This is a genomic window from Metabacillus flavus (assembly GCF_018283675.1).
GTDB classification, from domain to species: domain Bacteria; phylum Bacillota; class Bacilli; order Bacillales; family Bacillaceae; genus Metabacillus_B; species Metabacillus_B flavus.
The window spans coordinates 3,332,580-3,351,462 of sequence record NZ_JAGVRK010000001.1 but is presented as its reverse complement, the minus strand read 5'-3'; the positions used below and the strand labels follow the sequence as shown (position 1 = coordinate 3,351,462).

Genomic DNA, 18,883 nt, shown 5'->3' with positions numbered 1-18,883 from the left:
CCTGCTTCGTTTGAATGGAAGCAGGCCATTTTTTATTTGTTTTTCCAATGCTCATGAAGTGGTCCGTTCCCTCCCGTTACCGGGTCCTGAACTGGAATGGGAACGGATTGAATACAGTCGATGGCTTCTTGAAGAAGAGGGTCGTTTTCTGAGTATTGATCAGGGTTCATTCCTTCAGGATAAGCTCCTGCCACTTTAAAATCGGCGGAGGATGAGAGTTTTTTGTGGCCGGTTCCAGCAGGGAGAACGATAACATCTCCTGTTTGAATCATTATGTCTTGTCCATCTTCTCCTCCGATCCGCACCTCGGCATAACCTGAAATCACACCAAGTACCTCGTGAGAATTGCTGTGGTAATGATGATAAGGAAAAATACCGTTTCTCCAGCTGTTCAGCCAATTATTCCGGTTAAACAGTTCTTCAATCTTGCTGGCATGTTCAAGGATTGGTCCTTTATATACAAGTACGGGAAAGGATGGGTGGTTTGGTATCATTCCGCTCCTTTTGAAATGGAGAGTTTCGATTCGATTTTCAAAGGGATTCATCATTTCTCCTCCTTATTCTCCGCCCCCGCCGCCGTCAGAGACAGAGGTGGCTGAGCTTGCAACTACGGCAATCATAGCGGCTTGCTGAGCTTGCATCATGATTTCGATGGAAGTATAAAATCCGGTTCCGAGCAAGGTTGTGTTTTCCAAGCGTTCACTGGCAATTAGATGGACGGCTACCGTGAAGTTCATTTCTTTATTCCATTTAAAATGTTTTGCAGCATTCAGCTGGCTAATGGCACTTGCAAGGTTTTCTATATCCGAGCTTTGACTGTCAATTAAAGAAAGCAGACCGATTTCCGGATAGTTTTTTCTTTTTAATCTAAAGCCGTGATTCTCCAGTGTGTAAGCGGTTTGAACACAGCGGTCCACTAAGTTTTGAGAACCTGCTGCACCTGCTAGAGATAGAATATGACTTAAAAATTGCAGTTCATTGCCTTTTTTAAAACCGCTTCGGTTCAGCTGGTCATAATAAGATTCCATTAACCCTACAATGTCCTCTGACCGTTCCTCTCCTTCAGCGAGAAGAACAGCAAGCGGATAGTCACTTGCAGATGTAAGAAAAAAATGCTGGTCCTTCATATAGGAGTAAATGGTATGCGCTTTTGCGGCTTTTTCATGGATTCTCTCTTCTGGAGTATTTGTGCCCATGAATGCCAATGCAGAGATATAAGTAAAGATTCCCTTTCGAAACCCGGCCTTTACAAATTCATCGTGTATCCGATTCATTTCGTCAAATTTGGAAAAGGGATCTTCGTACCTTGTGTCAAGGATAGCAGCTGTGATGAAGCGGTGGTAGGATTTATATGGAGAAAACATTCCGCTGTAAGCTTTCATATAATCACATATATTGAGATAGTGCGGAAGGTTGAAAGGCCGATTGGAAACAGCATAAATAGAAGCGGCCATCATTAAAATTCTCTGGTCAGAGACCTTCCATTTCAATTCATCTTTTAGCAGTAGAAAGATATGACTGTATTGATCCAGTTTGTGCTGAACATGTTCCATAGCGCTTCCCTCCATTCGTTCTGCCAGTAATACGGATAAAGATAAAAAAAGTTCCAATGAATGAAAAATCACCTCCAACTTTAAGACTTGGAGGTGAGCAGCAGTTCCTTTTAACTTTATCTCTTCTGTATTTGCAACTTTTCAGCTAATAACTTTTAGGACCAGTGATTTCCTTTTTCTGAGAAATAACTCCGCTGTCCCGTTAACCCGCTGATAGTAAATCCTCCTTTAGTTTTGCAGGCGTGCCCGTTTTGCATGGCGGGCGGCCTTCTCTGGCTCTGGGGTACTTCGATTTTCCATTGCCTCCTGTTTTGTTGCTTCATCTCCGCCAACAACGTGATCTACATCGTTCATTAGTGCTTCGAAGCCCTGTCTGGCTACGAGCTCTTTATCGTTTTTCTTTGAAGAACCGATTTCGCTTGAGCCCATTCCTGCGTTAGAGTGGAAATTTGTATCCGTCGGCCCTGGAAGGATGGCAGTGACCGTAACGCCTGTTTCGCGCAGTTCTTCACGCAGCGATTCTGCAAATAGAAAACCAAATGCCTTAGAAGGTCCATATACAGTCTCATATGGGGTTGGAAGAGTTGCAGCAATGGATGAGACCACTAGAATTTTACCGCGGCCATTTGGAATCATATGTTTAACCACGCGTTTTGCCATGTGAACCGTACCTGTAATGTTGATGGAAATCAGCTTAAGCTCTTCTTCGAGATCGGTGTCCGCAAATGCCCCTCCAAGTCCAATTCCAACGTTTAGGACAGCTGCTTCAACCGGCCGGTTTAATTCTTTCACAAAGGTCCAGAAGCTTTCAACACCATCGTATGAGGCCGCGTCTGCCTGATGGGGATAAGCGTTAGCTCCAAGGCCGCGAATGACTTCTGCTGCTTCAAAAATTCGGTCGCTTGATCCTGATATGGCCAGATCATAACCGTTCTGGGCAAATTGTTTGGATAGCTCAAGGCCAAGACCGGAGGAAGCTCCAGTAATTAATGCAAGCGGACGTTTTTCTGACATAAGAATCTCTCCCTTATTAATCTAAGTTTGTGTTTAGGATATACATAGCCTAAAATGATATAACTAAAACCTGTTAACACACGAATAGGAAATATTTTCTTTCGGAAATTAAGATAAAATATGTATCTCATTTTTTATTTTAAGATAGTTTATATGCGCTCCAACTGCCTGTTAAAAAGGTACATGAACAAAATAGGACACCAAATCAGAATGATACGCGTATAAATAAATGCTGGAGATACACATGCTAAAAGGGAGAACTTTGAGACGACATATTTGGCTTGGAAATGGTTTATTGATGAAGCCGCACATATAGGCTAATAAGGGATTTTCAGAAGAAGCTGCTGTTAAAACTAACGATAAAAAGTGCAGGAGGTTCGCTCTTCCAAACTGTAATATGGTATCGTTTATAAGCAGGATATAATGATCGGTTAGGAGCGTTAAGATGATTCAGTTAAAAAGTAAGAGAGAAATAGAACTCATGCATGAAGCAGGGAGACTTTTAGCCGAAACCCATAAAGAGATTGCCATGATGATCCGGCCAGGGATTACAACACTTGAAATTGATACCTTTGTGGAAAAGTTTCTGAAAAGCAATGGGGCTACTCCTGAGCAGAAGGGCTACCATGGCTATCCATTTGCAACGTGTGCGTCCGTGAATGATGAAATCTGTCACGGATTTCCAAGTAAAAAAGAACTTAAGAGCGGGGATATCGTCACGATTGATATGGTGGTTAATTTAAATGGAGGCCTTGCTGACTCTGCATGGTCTTATGCTGTTGGGGAGTTGGATGATGAGTCTTCAAGACTTATGCATGTTACAAAAACGTCGCTGGATAAAGGGATCGAACAAGCCATTGCCGGCAACCGTACAGGGGATATCGGACATGCGATTCAATCCTATGTGGAAGGGGAGGGCTTCTCTGTTGTCAGAGATTTTACCGGTCATGGAATCGGAAAAACGATGCATGAAGACCCGACCATTCTTCACTATGGACTTCCCGGAAAAGGTACGCGTTTGAAAGAAGGCATGGTTATTACTATTGAACCAATGGTGAATGCAGGAAAGTGGCAATCTAAAATGGATAAAAACGGCTGGACTGCAAGAACCGTGGACGGAAAACGCTGCGTGCAATTTGAACATACACTTGCGATCACAGCAGATGGTCCGCTTATTTTAACAGCGCATTAATTTGAAAGACGGAACAGCCGCTGTTCCGCCTTTTATAATTTATGGCAAAGGTAGGTGTGCATTTCGCATCAGACACTTACTGTTTCCCCCCATCCGCATAGAGATCGACCAATACTCTCGCATACTCCTTCATTTCTTTTCGTAATGACTCTGGCTTCAGAACTTCGGCATTGCCTCCGAGTGAAAGAAGCAGGGTGGCGGTGTAGCTGATTTCCGCTGGATCCATTTGCCGGCGAATAAAACCGCTGCCATCCTCCTCTTCACTTAAACCAGTTTGAAGAATCGGATGGCTTTTACAAAGTCTAACCCCTTCCTTTGATAACCTGATTTCCAGTATGGAAGAGCTCTGCGGAGACTCATCCTGTGAAAGCCATTCTTTTAGAGTGGGAAGACCTTTAATTGTCTCTCCTTTCCTAGTAATTTCAAGCACCCGGTCCGCACGGAAAAGGGAAATTTTCGCTTTTTCAATCAAGTAAGCCGGCACATACCAGAGCCCGCCATGGGCATAGATACCGAGGGGAACGACTTCTCTTTTCTTCTGACCGCCTTTTGAATCATAAAGCCACTCCACAATTTGTTTTTCAATTGCAGCATCTGCAATTTCTTGAAGATATGGAGCTTCAGCCAAATGGCTGGAAGGGGACCAAAAAGCAATCGTGTCTTTCAGCCGGTCCAGCTTTTCTTTGCTGTGCTGGGGCAGATTTGAATAAAACTTTTGAAGGGCTGATTCGATATCAATCTGAAAGGGGAGAGAGCGGAAATAAAATAATGACTGATAGGCAAAATAGATAGATACAGCTTCATCGGCAGAGAAAAGAATAGGCGGGAGCAGATTTTTGTTTAGCATCCGATAGCCTCCATGCCTGCCCTGTTCTGAATAAAATGGAACGCCCCAGGTGCTTAGTTCCTCGAGATCACGCTGGATCGTTCGGATTGAAACACCGAATTCTTCAGAACACTCCTTCGCTGTAAAAGAATCTCTTCTATTTATATAGGTTAAGAGGTCATAAAGCCTTTTGGAACGATTCATACCCATCTCCTTTTTTTATAAATTACGTCAGTTTCTGTCAGGTTTTATGATTATCATTATAACTGAAATTAATACCAAAGGAGGAATTTGCGTTGAGGAAAACCGTATTATACATCGCCATGAGTCTGGACGGATACATCGCCAGAGAGAATGGAGATATCGACTGGCTTGAGGAAGCCGAAGGAGAAGGAGATAATGGGTATAGCGAACTGATGAAAAACATCGGTACCGTGATTATGGGGAGGAAAACGTACGAGCAAGTACTTGGTTTTGATATGGAATTCCCTTATAAAGAAATGGATTGCTATGTCTATTCAAATGAAAAAGACGGAAGAGACGAATATGCGTCTTTTGTGAAAGGCAGTCCGATTAACCTTATTTCGGAATTGAAAAAGCAGCCGGGGAAAGACATCTGGCTTATTGGCGGAGGGGAGCTGATCCGTGAATTTCTGAAGGAGAAGCTTGTGGATCAATTTATGATTGCGGTCATCCCAATTCTATTAGGAAAGGGTATCCCGCTTTTTAAGCAAGACTTTCCCGAGCACAAACTTAAACTCTCTAATACACAAATCTACAATGAGATCGTCATGCTTTCATATGACTATGAAAAATAGAAGTAAAAAAGAGGTTCTCTAAAACGCCCGGCTGAGAATAATATAGAAACCCGGGAGCAGAGCATTCCCGGGTTTTTGTTTTCCGTTTTAATTGGAGCGTATTGCGCGAGACTACAGCGGGACAGGTGAGACCCCGCAGGCGCAAAGCGAGCAGCCTGCAGCGGAAATCAACCAAAACCCATCTCATTTCTTTTGAAAAACTACTTAATGGACAGCCTCTTTACTCTCAAACTGAACTGGATTCAGCCTGATTGTCATCGTCACAATTTTTTTTCTTAATAAAGAAGCGATAGATGAGATAACCAGCCAAGGCAATCCCGAGTAAAATTAAAATGACCGTCTGCATATTGGACATGAACTTTTGAACGGAGCCGAGATTTCCTGCAGATCCGAGCCAGAGCATTGCGATGTTTAACGGAAAAACCCCTATAAAGGTCAGAATAAGAAAAGGGGTCAATTTCACTTTGGATAATCCTGAAACGTAGGAAATGTAATTTCCGATTCCAAGCGGTCTTGAAAGGGCAATGCTCCAAATCCCGCACTTCTTAAACCAGCGCTGGGTTCTCTCGATGGTCTTCTTTTTGCGTTTAAATTTCTTTTTCACTTTATGTTCCAGTTTTGCCCCGATCCAGTAAGGAATCAGGGAGAAAATCGTGTATACAATGCTTGCAAGTACAGCAATCCAAATCATTTTTGACATGGGCTGATCAAGGACAAACCCGTATGCCAATGTTAAAAGAGAGCCGGGAAATGGAACGGAAGAGGCCTCGATTGCAATTCCGCCCAGAAGTCCCCAAATACCAAATAATTTTAAAACTTTAATCACAAATTCAAACATGGCGGCTCCTTCCCAACAAATATCATTTACTGTTCTTTTCCCTTTATCAGGAGCCGCTCAAACTGGTAGATTTTCCTATTTTATCGGTATAAAGGAAAATGAGTAATTCGGTTGTAATAGGAAGGCTCGGCTAAATCATTGAATACAGCAGAACTGTGTTCGGACTTTAAATAGTTTTTATATACAACTGATGCCATACCGGCCGCAAAAGTTTTTTTGTTTTCACTGTAAAGATCTAGAAGGTACAAAAGGATCATCCTCTCTTTAATTGTATCGTCATTAAGAAGAACGTTCACGAAGCCATGTGCTCAAGTATCCAGGGAGACCGTTTTTCACCGTGAACGTAGCATGGCCTCCTTTAAGAATCTCAAGCGTTTTGTCCTGGCTTGAAACATGATCTATAATCGCCGTGCTTAATTCCATCGGAACGAGCTTATCACTTTCTGCGCAGATTACGAGCATACTGGCTTTAATGTTAGAAAGGCTCGCATTTTTTCCGCTAATCTGCAATCCTCCGTTAATGAGCTTGTTCTCTCTGCCGAAATCACGAACGAACTGCTTCATTGCTTCCCCCGAAAACGGAACGTGGCCTTGCGTCCATTTATTGAATCTTCTCCAATAATCCGTATATTCTTTGTTATCAGCTCTGTAAAGCAGGGATAGATAAGGACTGTAGTAAACAGGATAACTGACCATGCGCAAGCCTGTTTTCATAAAGGCTGCAGGAATAATCCCCAGAGCGTCGAATAAAGGATCAAAATCAGCTTTTCCATTTCTCATACCTTCGATGATTTTATCGAATACCTTGTACTGATGAAAATCAATAGGAGCGACATTAAGAATTAAATTGCGGATCGGATCGTCTGTTACAGCTGCGTAAATGGCTGCGATCGTCCCGCCGAGGCAGTAGCCGATGACCGTAAGCTCTTCTGCTTTTGAATGGCGCAAAGTTCTTCGGGCTGCTTCCTGAATATAGTTCATCACATAAGCGTCAATGGTAAGATCCTTATCCTCATAGCCTGGTACGCCAAAGTCCAGCAGATAAACATCATAGCCTTCGTTAACAAATGCTTCAATCATGCTGAATCCAGGTGCCAAATCCAATATGAATGCTTTATTTACAAGCGAATAGACTAGAAATAAAGGCACGGAATACTTTTTCTCTTTCGCAGGATAATACCATAATACAGCCTTATTTTTTTTCCAAACCGCTATTCGATCGGTAAGTCCTACAGGGGGTTCAGGAGTTTGCAAAAGAAGGGCGCACTTTTTCACCTGCTCGTATATTTCTTCAAATGGAGTCATTATTTGATGGATTCCTTTGCGGATAGGCTTTTATATTGAGTGCATAATGTATGAGAAGGTGTTTTAACTGTTCTTTTTTCGCGCGGTTTTTTGATAGGGAAGGACGTTCTTCTCTTGCGATGGACGACGGTGCTTCAGAACTAAGCAGAGATGGGGCAGGGGAGCTTTCTTGATTGGCTAGCTGATGGAGATAGCCTTCGATTTGATCGAGCTTTTCTTCAATTTGAATAGAGAGATTCGCTAATCGGACAAAATCCCTCTTAGTAGCGAAATTTAAGGGGACGGACAGGAATTCAGAAATTTCCTGGCTTTGTTCGAATGTCTTTTTAATGAATGGGACAGCCATGTTTGCGAGGATTAATAATTCCTCTTGGTTTAGCCGATCCTGTATAGTATCATTCAGGCTTTTCTCCAGCTCAGTCCCTATCTTCTTAATCAGTGCCAATGCTTCTTGAGGATTCATTTCAGACATAAAGATGTTCCTTTCCATCATTTTTTTAGGGCTAATATAATAGAATCCGGCTGCTGCGGGATAATGGAATTGCTTTACCTCCCGCTCTATACGCAACAGGAAGCTTCTATTATCTATCTCTTTACAGTATAAGTTTATTTCTGCCAAATGTGATTAAAATGATGGATAAGCCCGTAGACTGTGATAACGCCCATAAGTTAAAAGTTGTGGGTAATTATAACTATTTTGTATAAAAGAAGTTAACAAACTAGTTCTTTAGACGATATTATAGTCAAGAAGAATTAGAAAAACTTCCTATATATAATCCAGAAAGGATGGGGAAAATGTCATTTATCGAAATGTTCCGTGCAGCCTTTATGTGGGCACACATTGTCGTCTTGACAGTGGGCTGCACGTTTATCTATTATCATGTATATAAAAATCGCAGAAACGGCAAAGCTTAAAGGCTGCGGTAAAGTTTAGAGAACAGATCATTCAAATACTTTTCTTTTGGTGTCTTTTTACCTGCGAACAGCTTTCTGTCAATAAGGGAGGCAAGTTCAGCACATGAACGGACGTCAAGTTCATTCATGTATTGATGGCGTGCCTTATTTATAGCAAACAGCTTGCTTGAATCGCTGACAACAGAAAGCAGCTGATCTTCAAAGGATCGCCGGACATCAACCGTTTCCGCTAGTCCTCTATCAGACAAGTATTCTAAGTTGATTTCCTCCTGTCCTGGAAGTACAGAATGAATGAAAATGAGAAGCTTCTTCCTGATTGCCTCACTGATGGTTGCCCCGCCAGGTTTCGTAACAATGGCATCCGCCCAGCTGTAAAGCTGATTCATTTGCTCTGAAGAAGCAATATATGGAAGGGCTGTAATGTGAGAAGAATTCAGGCTGTTTACTTTCTCCAAAAGTGCCCGGTTGGATCCGCATAGAACCTTGTACTCAACAAGGCCGCTATTCGAAGTTTTGATTAAGCTGGAAAAATTTTTGCCAAGTCCAAGACTCCCCCCGGAAAGAATCACATGAATTTTTTCATCATGCTGGCGGTTCATTTTTCTCCGATTAAAGCGATCATTTGCAAGAATCCCTGAAACAATTACTTTATTTTCTGAGATGCCCATTTGCAGCAATTCATTTTTCACATCTTTGCTTGGAACGCAATGCAAATCCACTTGTTCCTTTCCCCATAGACCGTTAATAAAAAAATCCGTGTACAGATTTAAAACCGGCACATCACAGACTCCGTACCGCTTCAGTTTATCGACAAGGAAGGACGGGAAGCTGTGTGTGCAGACAATTAAATCAGGCTGTTTGACTTCAATCAGCTGCTCCATCTTTTCCAGAAAAACAGCTTCATAAGCAGATTGGATCATGCTGGATTTTTTGCTGAAGAAGAGATGGTAGAACGAGCTGTATGCCCTGGGAAATTTCTTAATCCAGGTTAAATAGAGATTAGAAACGAGCTTTTCCAGACCTCCATTTACATAGCTTAAAAAGTCTACCTTCTCGCATTGTATCTCGGGATCATGCTTTTGAAAGGCCTCTGCTAATGCGTTGGCACTTCTATGGTGGCCGGATTCCATTTTAAATAAAGGCAAAATCAATATTCTCTTCATTTTAAAGCCTCCTCATTATCAGCTGTTAATCCTCGAGCAATTTTGGCAGCGGTTTTGCCAGGGATTTCAGGACAGGCACTGCTGATGCACCAAGTCCTATGACAATACTTACAGTAAGCCAGATGAAAATCCCATCTGGATAGAATCCGCTTTGCAATGGAGAACCCAGAAGAGCCATGCCGATTTCCTTGCACAAAAACCGGCTGAGCGGATAGGAAAAGGCAGCTGCAAGACTCCAGCTGATCATTGCTATGATCAGACTCTCTGCTGCAAACATCCGAACTATTTTTCCGGAAGATCCCCCAATGGCTCTCGTTATTCCAATTTCCTTTTGCCTTTCATATACGTTCATGCTTGTGGCGGTCATCAGATTGAGCAACCCGAGAACGGTGAATAGAATCCCCGCGGCTAAAATGGATGCAACCATCAGACCAATAATTTGTTTTGGGCGTTCCTGCATAGCTTGAATGGTCTCTGTTCCTTCTACTGCTGCTCCTTGATCTGTCAGGTGCTTCTCTAGCTGTTCAGAAACCTTACCGCTGTTTGCATCGGACTTTAACTTGACGGCAATCCGGTTTGCAGAATCTGCAAGAAGCCATTTTTCATAATCGGTTCCGCTCATATAGGCAGCAGGGCCTTTTAGCTGGCTTCCGATTATTCCTTCAATATAAAAAGTTTTTCTTTCTTTACCGATTTGAAGCTCAGCATTTTCACCGGTGTTGGGACTGCCAAGCATGGTACGCAGGTCTTCGTTAATAACGATCGCGGGTTTTCCGCCCTGCTTGAGCCATTGTCCTTGCTTTACAGCAGGCGTAATCAGCTTTGACCGTTCGGGAAGTGCTATGAGAAGGGCATTATGTTTAACTCCTTTTTCAAATTTGATTTCCGTATTGCGGACGGTCCACCCCTCCGCTTCGCTTACTCCATCCGTTTCCTTAAAGAGAGCGGTTATCTCCGATTTTGGGAGCTTGCTTTTTACCGACCATTCCTGATCATAATTCCAGAATTGATTCATTTGGTTCAGCTGGTTGTTCAAGGTCTGGTTTAGTGCCAGGCAGGATATGATGATGGCTCCTCCAAACGAAAGCATGAGGATATTTGAGACCATTTGCCCTTTCTTTGAGAATGCATGCCTCCACGATAAGACACTCAATGAAAACCGGCCAAGGCTCTTTTTTGTTTTCTTGGATGGGAAGGAGTGCGGAACATTTCTCAAAGTATCGGTAAGCGGCTTATTTAATACTTTTTGAATTGGTACAAAAGCACCCAGATAAGGGATAGCAAATGATAACAAGAGCAGCAGATAAGCAACTGTTGGATGAATGCTTTCCGTATAGGAGCCGATGTTCAGCTCTTCCGCCAAATACCGCACAGCCCATTTGCTGCCAAAATAACTGGCACCGGCAGAGCATAGGAACGAGATGATTCCAATAACCCCCAGATAAAGGGAATATTGCTTCCAAATGAAAGAGATCGGAGCTCCTACTACACGCTGGATGCCCATCTCTTTTATATGCTCGGCAATGACCCGATGGAAAAGGTGTGTAATCAGGATAAACCCAAGTACTAAGGAAAAGAGACCAAACCAGATGAGGACAGTGAGAATAGCTGACACGAGTGTATTCCTTATATAAAAGGTTTCCTCAGCATGCTCGGTACGATAGGATGTAATACCCGATGATTTCAGGACTTTGCTGATACGGGTCATTAGCTGATCTTTTTCCTTTTTGCTTGTATCTTCCTCAAATCTAATCTGGATTTGAGTGTAAGTTAAAGGAACACCAAGTTTTTTTAATGCTTCTGAGGATAAATAAAGATAGCCCGTACCGCTGAATGATGCCGGTATCCGGGAGGGATCGGTTACGGATCCTGAAAGCTTCAGGCTTTTTTGCTTTTCACCTGGAATCAAAAGCTGGATGGCCTGTCCATCCTTCCACTGAAAGAGCTGCTTTGTTGAGGTCTCTGCATAGGAAGCAGCATCTGAAGGATGATTTTTATGAAGACTTATTTGTCCAATCTGGTAGTTTTGCTTATCCGGCAGACCGGCGATTTCAATATTTTTAAATCCGTCCTCTGTTTTTGCTCTGGCACGAAGGGAAATTTTTGCCTCCGCTTTTTCAATTCCCTCAAGCTTATGGAGCCCGGCAGGCAGAGTCTGGAATGAGTTGGTGTAAAAAGCTGCGTCTGAAACATGGGAACGGTCCATGCTTTCTTCAAGAGCCGCCTCAAATTGAAGCTTCGTATGCATAATTACTCCGGAAATCGACAGGCTGATAATAATAGACAATAGAATTAGGAGCGTTTTTGCTTTTTGCCTGCCTAAGTCCCGAAGCGGTTTTCTGGCGAATAGCGGCATCATGACCAGCCAGCTCCTTGTATAGAAGCTAAAGGACCGAGATCTTCTATTACCATCCCATCTTTCATATGAATAATCCGATCTGTTTTTTTTGATAGCTCCTGATCATGCGTTACCATCACAATCGTTTTACCATCTTGGATCAGAGTAAAGAATAGTTTCATTATATGTTCAGCATTTTCTGTATCCAGATTTCCAGTCGGTTCATCTGCAAAAAGAATCGGGGGATCATTAGCTAATGCCCTGGCTATCGCAGTTCTTTGTTTTTCCCCTCCGGATACATAGTCAGGAAACATATGAACCTTGTCTGAAAGTCCTACGGAATTCAGAAGCTCGAGCGCCCGATGTTTCTTATTCCTTTTTAAAGGGGAAAACTCCATTGGAAGCATTACATTTTCTAAAAGGGTCAGACTTGGCAGGAGATGAAAGGATTGGAACACAATTCCGATATCCCTGTTTCTCCACTTCGTCAGCTTATCTTTAGAGAGGTTGGTAATTTCCGTCTCATTAATGCAGATTTTCCCTTTAAAAGGTTTATCGATCCCGCAAAGCAAATTCAGCAAAGTGGATTTGCCGCTCCCGGATTTACCGGTTATTGCTACGAATTCATTTGCCTGTATTTGAATGTTCACTTTCTTTAAAGCATGATGCCATTCATTTCCGTTCGCGAACACTTTTTCAATCTCTACGGTTTCAATCATTCCTGCACCTCTCAAACGTTTCTCGGATTATCGTAAAATAACTCCTTTTACCTCCATATCATTAAATATCATGTGGAAAGAAGATTAGCAACCTCGCCCATACCCCCATAAACCCCATGTGTAAGCACCATTACGTAAATATTCACAGGAAATCCCCGTGAAGAAGTTGAATTTATGGAATTTTATAGTAGAAAAGGACATCAGTTATATGAAATCCTTCTCATTGTTATTGTTGAATTTTGACGAATTTTGTCGAAAATGATTTATTTTTTTAGAACTGTTTCCTCATTTTTCTTAACAATTCAACAATTTCCGGCAAATTTTTATAAAATCCTCAATTATCAAAAAAATATGCAAATATATTGAGATTTTATATTACAAATAGATTACAAAGATTACGAACGGTCAATGGTTTATTCCTATATATCAAATACAGGTTTAAAGAAACCCCCTATTTTGAAGGGGTTTTTATTATTACATTAATATTACAAAGTGAAGAAAGTGCGAAGATGTTATGGAGAACGCTTACATCCTTGAAAAGATTGAATTTCTCTCATTTTCTTGAAGAAGGGATGAATTTAGTCACGGGCATAACGGCAGATTGAACGGTTTTGGAAAATTCCTTAATCTGAACGAGATGAAAGTTCCGTAGCTGATTGCTGAATGGCAGAGGTGAGGGAGCCAAAATCAATTTGAGAGGAGAACGAGTATGGCTAAAGTTGAACAGGATCTGTCTGCGCTGAGAGAATCGCAGGAAATGAACACACAAAAGAAATTATCAGCGAGGGAAAAGACCTTCGTTATTTCTTTGTTCGTGATCACAGTAGCGGCCCTTTTCTATGTGAACTGGACTGCGTCTGATAAGTTGAATTTAACAATCGGTCTATATGGTTCTGTAATGATTGCCTACCTATTAGGGAAAATGCTTCTTTCCTTCAAATATCAGGAAGTCATGATGGATCCGCCTGATTTAAAAGTATCAGTCGTTATACCTTCCTATAATGAAGCTCCTGAATCAGTGCTTGGCACTATCGAAAGTATTTTGAAACAGGATTATCCGGTTCATGAGATTTTCGTGATTGATGATGGAAGCAAGGATATATCCGGTTATGAGGCTACTTTGAAACTTAAAGAAAACCTTATGTCAGGTATTGGCGAAACAGCTGCTGAGCTGGCTAAAGGCAATTATAAAATGCCGAATCTAATTGTTCATCGCCTTCCTCAAAATAAAGGGAAACGCCATGCGCAAATCTGGGCTTTCGAAAGAGCAACAGGAGATGTTTACATAACAGTGGATTCAGACTGTACTGTATTTCCAAATGCTGTTCGAGAATTGCTTAAACCTTTTAACAACCCGGAAGTATCTGCTACTACCGGTCACGTAAATATCCGAAACCGCACTGATAATGTTCTTACCCGCCTTATTGATATGCGTTACGACAATGCTTTCCGTGTAGAGCGTGCTGCTCACTCTGTTACAAATAATGTTTTAGTATGCAGCGGACCATTAAGTGCATACAGACGCGAAGTGGTTATGAAAAACCTGGATCACTATGGAAATCAGATGTTCCTTGGACAGCAGGTCCAGCTTGGAGATGACCGCTGCCTGACAAACTATGCAATCCGTGAAGGAAAAACGCTTTATCAATCGACTGCCCGCTGTATTACGGATGCTCCAACAACTTTGCGCACACTGCTTAAGCAGCAATCACGCTGGAATAAGTCATTTTTCCGCGAGAGTCTTGTTGCGATGAAAATTGGTTTTACGAAGCCTAACGTTTTCGTTTGGGTCATGCTTGAAATGTTCCTTTGGATTGCATTTGGTATTTCACTAATTCTCGCCATCTACTTCACGACTACGACAATGGGCTGGATCTTGCTCATATACTACTTGGCTTACGTTATTATATCGGCTTACGCCCGTAACGTTTTTTATGCCTACAAGAGGCCTTTTACATTCTTGCTCGCACCATTATATGGTTTACTGTTCCTAATCCTGCTTTGCCCGCTTCGCTTCTGGGCGCTTCTGACTATTCGCTCAACAGCTTGGGGTACACGCGGCTAATGCTATCCTTATGAGATGAATCTTATGTGAATGGAGAGGTTTTAATGAAAGTACGTAAAGCGATTATTCCTGCAGCCGGTTTAGGCACCCGTTTCCTTCCAGCTACGAAAGCACAGCCGAAGGAAATGCTCCCAATTGTAGATAAGCCAACAATTCAATACATTGTGGAGGAAGCAATTAAATCGGGGATTGAAGATATTCTCGTCATTAGCGGACGCGGAAAACGCGCCATTGAGGATCATTTCGATAAGTCCTATGAGCTGGAGGAAACGCTCTACAAAAAAGGCAAGTTTGAAAGGCTTGAGGAAATTCAGTCGATATCCAACATGGCGAACATCCACTATGTACGCCAGAAAGAGCCCCGCGGTCTTGGACATGCCATCCATTGCGCGGAGAGCTTTATCGGAAATGAACCTTTTGCCGTTTTGCTTGGCGACGACATCGTTAAGTCCGAAACTCCATGCTTAAAACAGCTCATAGATGTGTTCGAAAAATATGATTCCTCTGTTTTAGGTGTTCAGGAAGTGGAGCATAAGGATGTATCCAAATACGGAATCATTGCTCCTCTTGAAAACAAGACACTTGAAGAAGATGTTCTATCTCTATCAACTGTAGTGGAGAAGCCTGCCGTTGAGCAAGCTCCTTCCAACTACGCGATTATGGGCCGTTACATATTGACGCCTGAGATCTTCAGTATCCTTGAGACGCTTCCGCCGGGTTCCGGAAACGAAATCCAGCTTACTGACGCAATCAAAATTCTGAATGAATCACAAACCGTACTAGCTTATAACTTTGCAGGCAAACGCTATGATGTTGGAGACAAATTCGGTTTTGTCAAAGCAACCATTGATTTTGCTCTTGAGCGTGGAGATCTTGGAGACCAGGTTCACGAATATTTAAGCAGCCTTGTAAAAGAGAAAGAAATCATCCTATCGTAAACGTGCCACTGGTTCCCAGCTGTAACTGCAGCTGGGAAAAGCACGTCTTGGTGTAAAGCTTAGAAGGAGGAATAATCATGAATATTGCCATTATCGGAACTGGGTACGTAGGTCTTGTTACTGGAGTTTGTCTTTCTGAAATCGGGCATGACGTCACGTGCCTGGATATTAATTCTGAAAAAGTAGAATTGCTTCAAAAAGGAATTTCCCCTATTTATGAACCGGGCCTTGAAGAATTAATGCTGAAAAACATTGAGGCTGGCCGCCTGAAGTTCACTGACAGCCATATCATCGGCCTTAAAGACAAAGATGTTGTTTATATCGCTGTAGGTACTCCTCAGTCTGAAGATGGTTCTGCCAACCTTTCCTATATTTATAAAGCAGCAAGAGATATCGGGCAAAATATCACACGCGACGTGACAGTCGTAACAAAAAGTACAGTTCCGCTCGGAACAAATTACAAAGTGCGCGAATTGGTTATGGCCAACCTTCAGGACAATTACCTGGTGGAAGCCGTTTCAAATCCTGAATTCCTAAGAGAAGGTTCGGCTATCCATGATTCCTTCAATGGCGACCGCATTGTCATTGGAGCGGACGACGCTGAAGCAGCTAATATCATTGAAGAAATCAACAAGCCATTCGGACTTCCTATTCTGAAAACAAGCATCAGCAGTGCAGAAATGATCAAGTATGCAGCAAATGCCTTTCTTGCAACGAAAATTTCCTTTATCAACGAAATTGCGAATCTTTCCGAAAAAGTAGGCGCTGATGTGAATGAAGTGGCAAAAGGCATGGGGCAGGATGCAAGGATCGGAAGCAAATTCCTTAATGCTGGAATCGGCTACGGCGGTTCTTGCTTCCCGAAAGATACGCATGCACTTGTGAAAATCTCCCAGGATTACGGCCATGATTTCCACCTTCTGAAATCCGTTATTCAAATCAATGAGAACCAAAAAACGCTTCTCGTTAAAAAGGCTAAAGAACGTTTAGGGTCTCTTGAAGGAAAGCGTATCGCCTTGCTTGGCCTTGCGTTCAAACCTGAAACGGATGATATGCGTGAAGCAGCTTCAATTGTTGTTTCCAAGCAGCTGGTAGAAGAAGGAGCAGAAATTATCGGCTATGATCCGATTGCTGCTGAAAATGCAAAAACGATTCTCCCAGAAGAAGTTCAATATGCAGAACAGATTGAAGATGCAATCAAGGAAGCGGATGCGGTCTTTATCTTAACAGACTGGAAAGAAATTGTAGAAAAAGCTCTTCTTATGTCTGGACTGTTTATGGAAAATCCAATCGTATTTGACGGCCGCAACTGCTATACAGCAGAAGAGGCGCAGAAGCTTCACGTTGAGTACATTTCAATCGGACGCGACGCAGTCCTTCCTACAGGTGAAAAAGAGCAGGAATCGATTCTTGCTGCTTCCTTTTAATCCATAGATTATTAAACTTACAGCTTTGGATCTGCATCTATGTAACCAAATAACTTTGAGAGGGTGCTAAGAGAATGAAGAAAATCGCTTCAGCAGTATTGGCGGCAGCACTTGCAGTCAACGTGGCAGGTCAAGCATCTGCATCGGAAGTTAAGCTTCCGCAGGGAACAATTGAGCAAGTGAAGAAAATTGACGTGAATTCCTTATGGAAAACAGTCGATACCTTCAAAGGCACAGTTGAACTTGAAGATGCAAAGTACAAAGTGGATTACAAGGAAGAAAAAGGAATTGTTAAGGTTTCCATCAAAAAAGAAGCCGGTAATAAAACGATTGAATTAACAGGCGAAGAAGCAAACAAAAAAGTTGCTGAGTTTGTGAAAAGTCTTGATCTTTCCATGAATCTAAGTAAAGAAGAAGTAATCAAGCGCTTGTCCAATGCTCTTGGAGTAAAACCGGCTGACGTTCAGCGCGCAAAAGCTTCAATAGGTTTCAACAACATGGCAACTGTAGATTTTTCTTTTAAAAAAGGTGAAAAATCCGCAGTTATCAATCCTTACAACATCAGCAAGCTTTACATGAAAGTAGAAGACAAAAACGGCTACTACTACCATGTAACATACCATGCTCACGGCGACAGCGTTAAAGCAATTATTGAAAAGAAAACAGCAGCCGGCACGAAAGAATATAAAGGAATCTATGCTCTGCTTGAAGCGATGAGAATTAAAGACAGCGTCATTCCTGCTAAAGATGTTACGTGGAATAGCTACCTTGATCAGCTCTCCAAAACACTTGGAATGAAAGTGACGGACATCACGAAAGTGGAAGTTCAGTCTCAGTTTGAAAACAATACAAAAGCGAATATTAACTTCGAAAGATAAGCAAGAAGGACCGTCCTCATATAGGGCGGTTTTTTTTAATTTGGCTATGTTAAAGCAGGAGGTTGATTTTTTTTTTAACACCTGTTGATTGTAGCGGAAGGCGTGAGACTCCTGCGGCAGCAGCGGGACAGGTGAGACCCCGCAGGCGCATAGCGCAGAGGAGGCTCACCGCCCGCGCCGCGGAAAGCGAACGCCTGCAGCGGAAATCAACAGCCAAATTTAACAGAGCTTTTGATTTAAGCTACCTTGAAAATAACTCCTGAAAAAAGGCAACACAAAACTAAGGGTGCCTTGATTTCACTTTTTTTGGTCCCCTGATATTCTTGTATTCTCGTTTTTGGACGTAAGGGTTACTTCATACCCTAAAGCCTTTAGACGTTTTAACGCTTTCTTCTTTTTCGCTTCTACTGATTGCTGATAATGTTAAAGCAAAGCAAAATTTTAACACCTGTTGATTGGATCGAACGCCTGCAGTGAAATCAGCAGCCTAGTTTAACAAAACTTTGATTTAAAGGAGGGCAGTGCCTGTCCTAAGCGCAGCAGGAAAGAAATCAGTCAATTTTTCACCTCAATCCCCATCAGCCCACCCAAAGGATTAAAATTCCAAACCAAAGGGTATTACCCAGAATAATACAAAAAAGGAGGACTTATCAATGGTGAATACATTTAATGAATCAGCTATTGCCACCTATTTAAAAACAACGGGTGAAGAATTGTGCGAACAGCTGGGGACGCAGGATCTTGATGAGACCGGGAGAGCCCGTCTTGAAGGGAAGGTTGAAGCATACAGGCAAATGATGGAACGCTTTGAATTAGGGGAATTAGAGTGCGAGCATATAAAAAAGAAGATATAAAAAAACCTGCCGGGCACATATGCTCAAGCAGGCTTATCAT

Annotated in this window: 17 protein-coding genes; 7 read left to right on the top strand and 10 right to left on the bottom strand. The window is 42.3% G+C overall.

Annotated elements, in window-relative coordinates:
- Nucleotides 1-32 precede the first annotated feature (32 nt).
- The 3 genes from J9317_RS17255 to J9317_RS17245 all read right to left on the bottom strand — a co-directional run bounded on the left by J9317_RS17255 (nt 33) and on the right by J9317_RS17245 (nt 2,567).
- A complete protein-coding gene (locus J9317_RS17255; protein ID WP_211560858.1) occupies nt 33-545 on the bottom strand; it encodes a cupin domain-containing protein in 513 nt (170 codons plus the stop codon).
- A gap of 12 nt (nt 546-557) precedes the next feature.
- Entirely contained in the window at nt 558-1,553 is a 996-nt protein-coding gene (locus J9317_RS17250; protein WP_211560856.1) for a DUF4003 family protein, read from the bottom strand.
- Nucleotides 1,554-1,781: 228 nt separating this feature from the next.
- The gene (locus J9317_RS17245; RefSeq protein ID WP_211560854.1) at nt 1,782-2,567 is read right to left on the bottom strand and encodes an SDR family NAD(P)-dependent oxidoreductase; all 786 of its coding nucleotides are present in this window, start codon (nt 2,565-2,567) and stop codon (nt 1,782-1,784) included.
- Nucleotides 2,568-3,012: 445 nt separating this feature from the next.
- On the opposite strand from J9317_RS17245, the gene map reads away from it, so the two are divergent.
- Nucleotides 3,013-3,759, top strand: coding sequence for a type I methionyl aminopeptidase (gene map, locus J9317_RS17240; RefSeq protein ID WP_211560852.1), 747 nt, complete (start codon nt 3,013-3,015; stop codon nt 3,757-3,759).
- Nucleotides 3,760-3,835: 76 nt separating this feature from the next.
- Here map and J9317_RS17235 read toward each other — a convergent pair whose 3' ends face one another.
- Nucleotides 3,836-4,789: a helix-turn-helix transcriptional regulator gene (locus J9317_RS17235; protein ID WP_211560851.1), complete on the bottom strand. Its 954-nt coding sequence runs from the start codon at nt 4,787-4,789 to the stop codon at nt 3,836-3,838.
- A 92-nt stretch (nt 4,790-4,881) separates the two neighbouring features.
- Between J9317_RS17235 and J9317_RS17230 the strand changes: the two genes are divergently transcribed.
- Entirely contained in the window at nt 4,882-5,403 is a 522-nt protein-coding gene (locus J9317_RS17230; RefSeq protein WP_249292222.1) for a dihydrofolate reductase family protein, read from the top strand.
- 226 nt (nt 5,404-5,629) lie between these two features.
- On the opposite strand, the gene J9317_RS17225 is transcribed toward J9317_RS17230, so the two are convergent.
- The 6 genes from J9317_RS17225 to J9317_RS17200 all read right to left on the bottom strand — a co-directional run bounded on the left by J9317_RS17225 (nt 5,630) and on the right by J9317_RS17200 (nt 12,681).
- Nucleotides 5,630-6,241, bottom strand: coding sequence for a DedA family protein (locus tag J9317_RS17225; protein WP_211560849.1), 612 nt, complete (start codon nt 6,239-6,241; stop codon nt 5,630-5,632).
- A 279-nt stretch (nt 6,242-6,520) separates the two neighbouring features.
- Entirely contained in the window at nt 6,521-7,546 is a 1,026-nt protein-coding gene (locus J9317_RS17220) for an alpha/beta fold hydrolase (RefSeq protein ID WP_211560847.1), read from the bottom strand.
- The gene (locus J9317_RS17215) at nt 7,533-8,018 is read right to left on the bottom strand and encodes a hypothetical protein (protein WP_211560845.1); all 486 of its coding nucleotides are present in this window, start codon (nt 8,016-8,018) and stop codon (nt 7,533-7,535) included. The genes J9317_RS17220 and J9317_RS17215 overlap by 14 nt, the downstream gene beginning before the upstream one ends.
- Before the next feature lie 439 nt (nt 8,019-8,457).
- Nucleotides 8,458-9,624 carry an MGDG synthase family glycosyltransferase gene (locus J9317_RS17210; RefSeq protein ID WP_211560843.1) on the bottom strand — a complete coding sequence of 389 codons (1,167 nt, stop codon included), beginning with the start codon at nt 9,622-9,624 and terminating at the stop codon, nt 8,458-8,460.
- A gap of 25 nt (nt 9,625-9,649) precedes the next feature.
- A complete protein-coding gene (locus tag J9317_RS17205; protein ID WP_211560840.1) occupies nt 9,650-11,983 on the bottom strand; it encodes an ABC transporter permease in 2,334 nt (777 codons plus the stop codon).
- Nucleotides 11,980-12,681 (bottom strand): ABC transporter ATP-binding protein, encoded by a 702-nt coding sequence (locus tag J9317_RS17200; RefSeq protein WP_211560836.1) that lies wholly within the window; start codon nt 12,679-12,681, stop codon nt 11,980-11,982. Before J9317_RS17200 ends, J9317_RS17205 begins: the two co-directional genes overlap by 4 nt.
- Nucleotides 12,682-13,390: 709 nt before the next feature.
- On the opposite strand from J9317_RS17200, the gene J9317_RS17195 reads away from it, so the two are divergent.
- The 5 genes from J9317_RS17195 (at nt 13,391) to J9317_RS17175 (ending at nt 18,843) form a co-directional block, all read left to right on the top strand.
- A complete protein-coding gene (locus J9317_RS17195; RefSeq protein WP_284143283.1) occupies nt 13,391-14,746 on the top strand; it encodes a glycosyltransferase family 2 protein in 1,356 nt (451 codons plus the stop codon).
- Between the two features lie 44 nt (nt 14,747-14,790).
- Nucleotides 14,791-15,684, top strand: a complete 894-nt coding sequence (gene galU / locus J9317_RS17190) for a UTP--glucose-1-phosphate uridylyltransferase GalU (protein ID WP_035413500.1) — start codon at nt 14,791-14,793, stop codon at nt 15,682-15,684.
- 77 nt (nt 15,685-15,761) lie between these two features.
- Entirely contained in the window at nt 15,762-17,111 is a 1,350-nt protein-coding gene (locus J9317_RS17185) for a UDP-glucose dehydrogenase family protein (protein ID WP_211560834.1), read from the top strand.
- 74 nt (nt 17,112-17,185) lie between these two features.
- Nucleotides 17,186-17,989, top strand: a complete 804-nt coding sequence (locus J9317_RS17180; protein WP_211560832.1) for a YusW family protein — start codon at nt 17,186-17,188, stop codon at nt 17,987-17,989.
- 653 nt (nt 17,990-18,642) lie between these two features.
- Nucleotides 18,643-18,843, top strand: a complete 201-nt coding sequence (locus tag J9317_RS17175) for a hypothetical protein (RefSeq protein ID WP_211560830.1) — start codon at nt 18,643-18,645, stop codon at nt 18,841-18,843.
- The last annotated feature ends 40 nt before the right edge of the window (nt 18,844-18,883 follow it).

Excerpts from the sequence above, each read along its gene's own strand:
- J9317_RS17255 (WP_211560858.1), bottom strand. The coding sequence starts at position 545 with ATGAATCCCTTTGAAAATCGAATCGAAACTCTCCATTTCAAAAGGAGC.
- J9317_RS17250 (WP_211560856.1), bottom strand. The coding sequence starts at position 1,553 with ATGGAACATGTTCAGCACAAACTGGATCAATACAGTCATATCTTTCTA.
- J9317_RS17245 (WP_211560854.1), bottom strand. The coding sequence starts at position 2,567 with ATGTCAGAAAAACGTCCGCTTGCATTAATTACTGGAGCTTCCTCCGGT.
- map (WP_211560852.1), top strand. The coding sequence starts at position 3,013 with ATGATTCAGTTAAAAAGTAAGAGAGAAATAGAACTCATGCATGAAGCA.
- J9317_RS17235 (WP_211560851.1), bottom strand. The coding sequence starts at position 4,789 with ATGAATCGTTCCAAAAGGCTTTATGACCTCTTAACCTATATAAATAGA.
- J9317_RS17225 (WP_211560849.1), bottom strand. The coding sequence starts at position 6,241 with ATGTTTGAATTTGTGATTAAAGTTTTAAAATTATTTGGTATTTGGGGA.
- J9317_RS17220 (WP_211560847.1), bottom strand. The coding sequence starts at position 7,546 with ATGACTCCATTTGAAGAAATATACGAGCAGGTGAAAAAGTGCGCCCTT.
- J9317_RS17215 (WP_211560845.1), bottom strand. The coding sequence starts at position 8,018 with ATGTCTGAAATGAATCCTCAAGAAGCATTGGCACTGATTAAGAAGATA.
- J9317_RS17210 (WP_211560843.1), bottom strand. The coding sequence starts at position 9,624 with ATGAAGAGAATATTGATTTTGCCTTTATTTAAAATGGAATCCGGCCAC.
- J9317_RS17205 (WP_211560840.1), bottom strand. The coding sequence starts at position 11,983 with ATGATGCCGCTATTCGCCAGAAAACCGCTTCGGGACTTAGGCAGGCAA.
- J9317_RS17200 (WP_211560836.1), bottom strand. The coding sequence starts at position 12,681 with ATGATTGAAACCGTAGAGATTGAAAAAGTGTTCGCGAACGGAAATGAA.
- J9317_RS17195 (WP_284143283.1), top strand. The coding sequence starts at position 13,391 with ATGGCTAAAGTTGAACAGGATCTGTCTGCGCTGAGAGAATCGCAGGAA.
- galU (WP_035413500.1), top strand. The coding sequence starts at position 14,791 with ATGAAAGTACGTAAAGCGATTATTCCTGCAGCCGGTTTAGGCACCCGT.
- J9317_RS17185 (WP_211560834.1), top strand. The coding sequence starts at position 15,762 with ATGAATATTGCCATTATCGGAACTGGGTACGTAGGTCTTGTTACTGGA.
- J9317_RS17180 (WP_211560832.1), top strand. The coding sequence starts at position 17,186 with ATGAAGAAAATCGCTTCAGCAGTATTGGCGGCAGCACTTGCAGTCAAC.
- J9317_RS17175 (WP_211560830.1), top strand. The coding sequence starts at position 18,643 with ATGGTGAATACATTTAATGAATCAGCTATTGCCACCTATTTAAAAACA.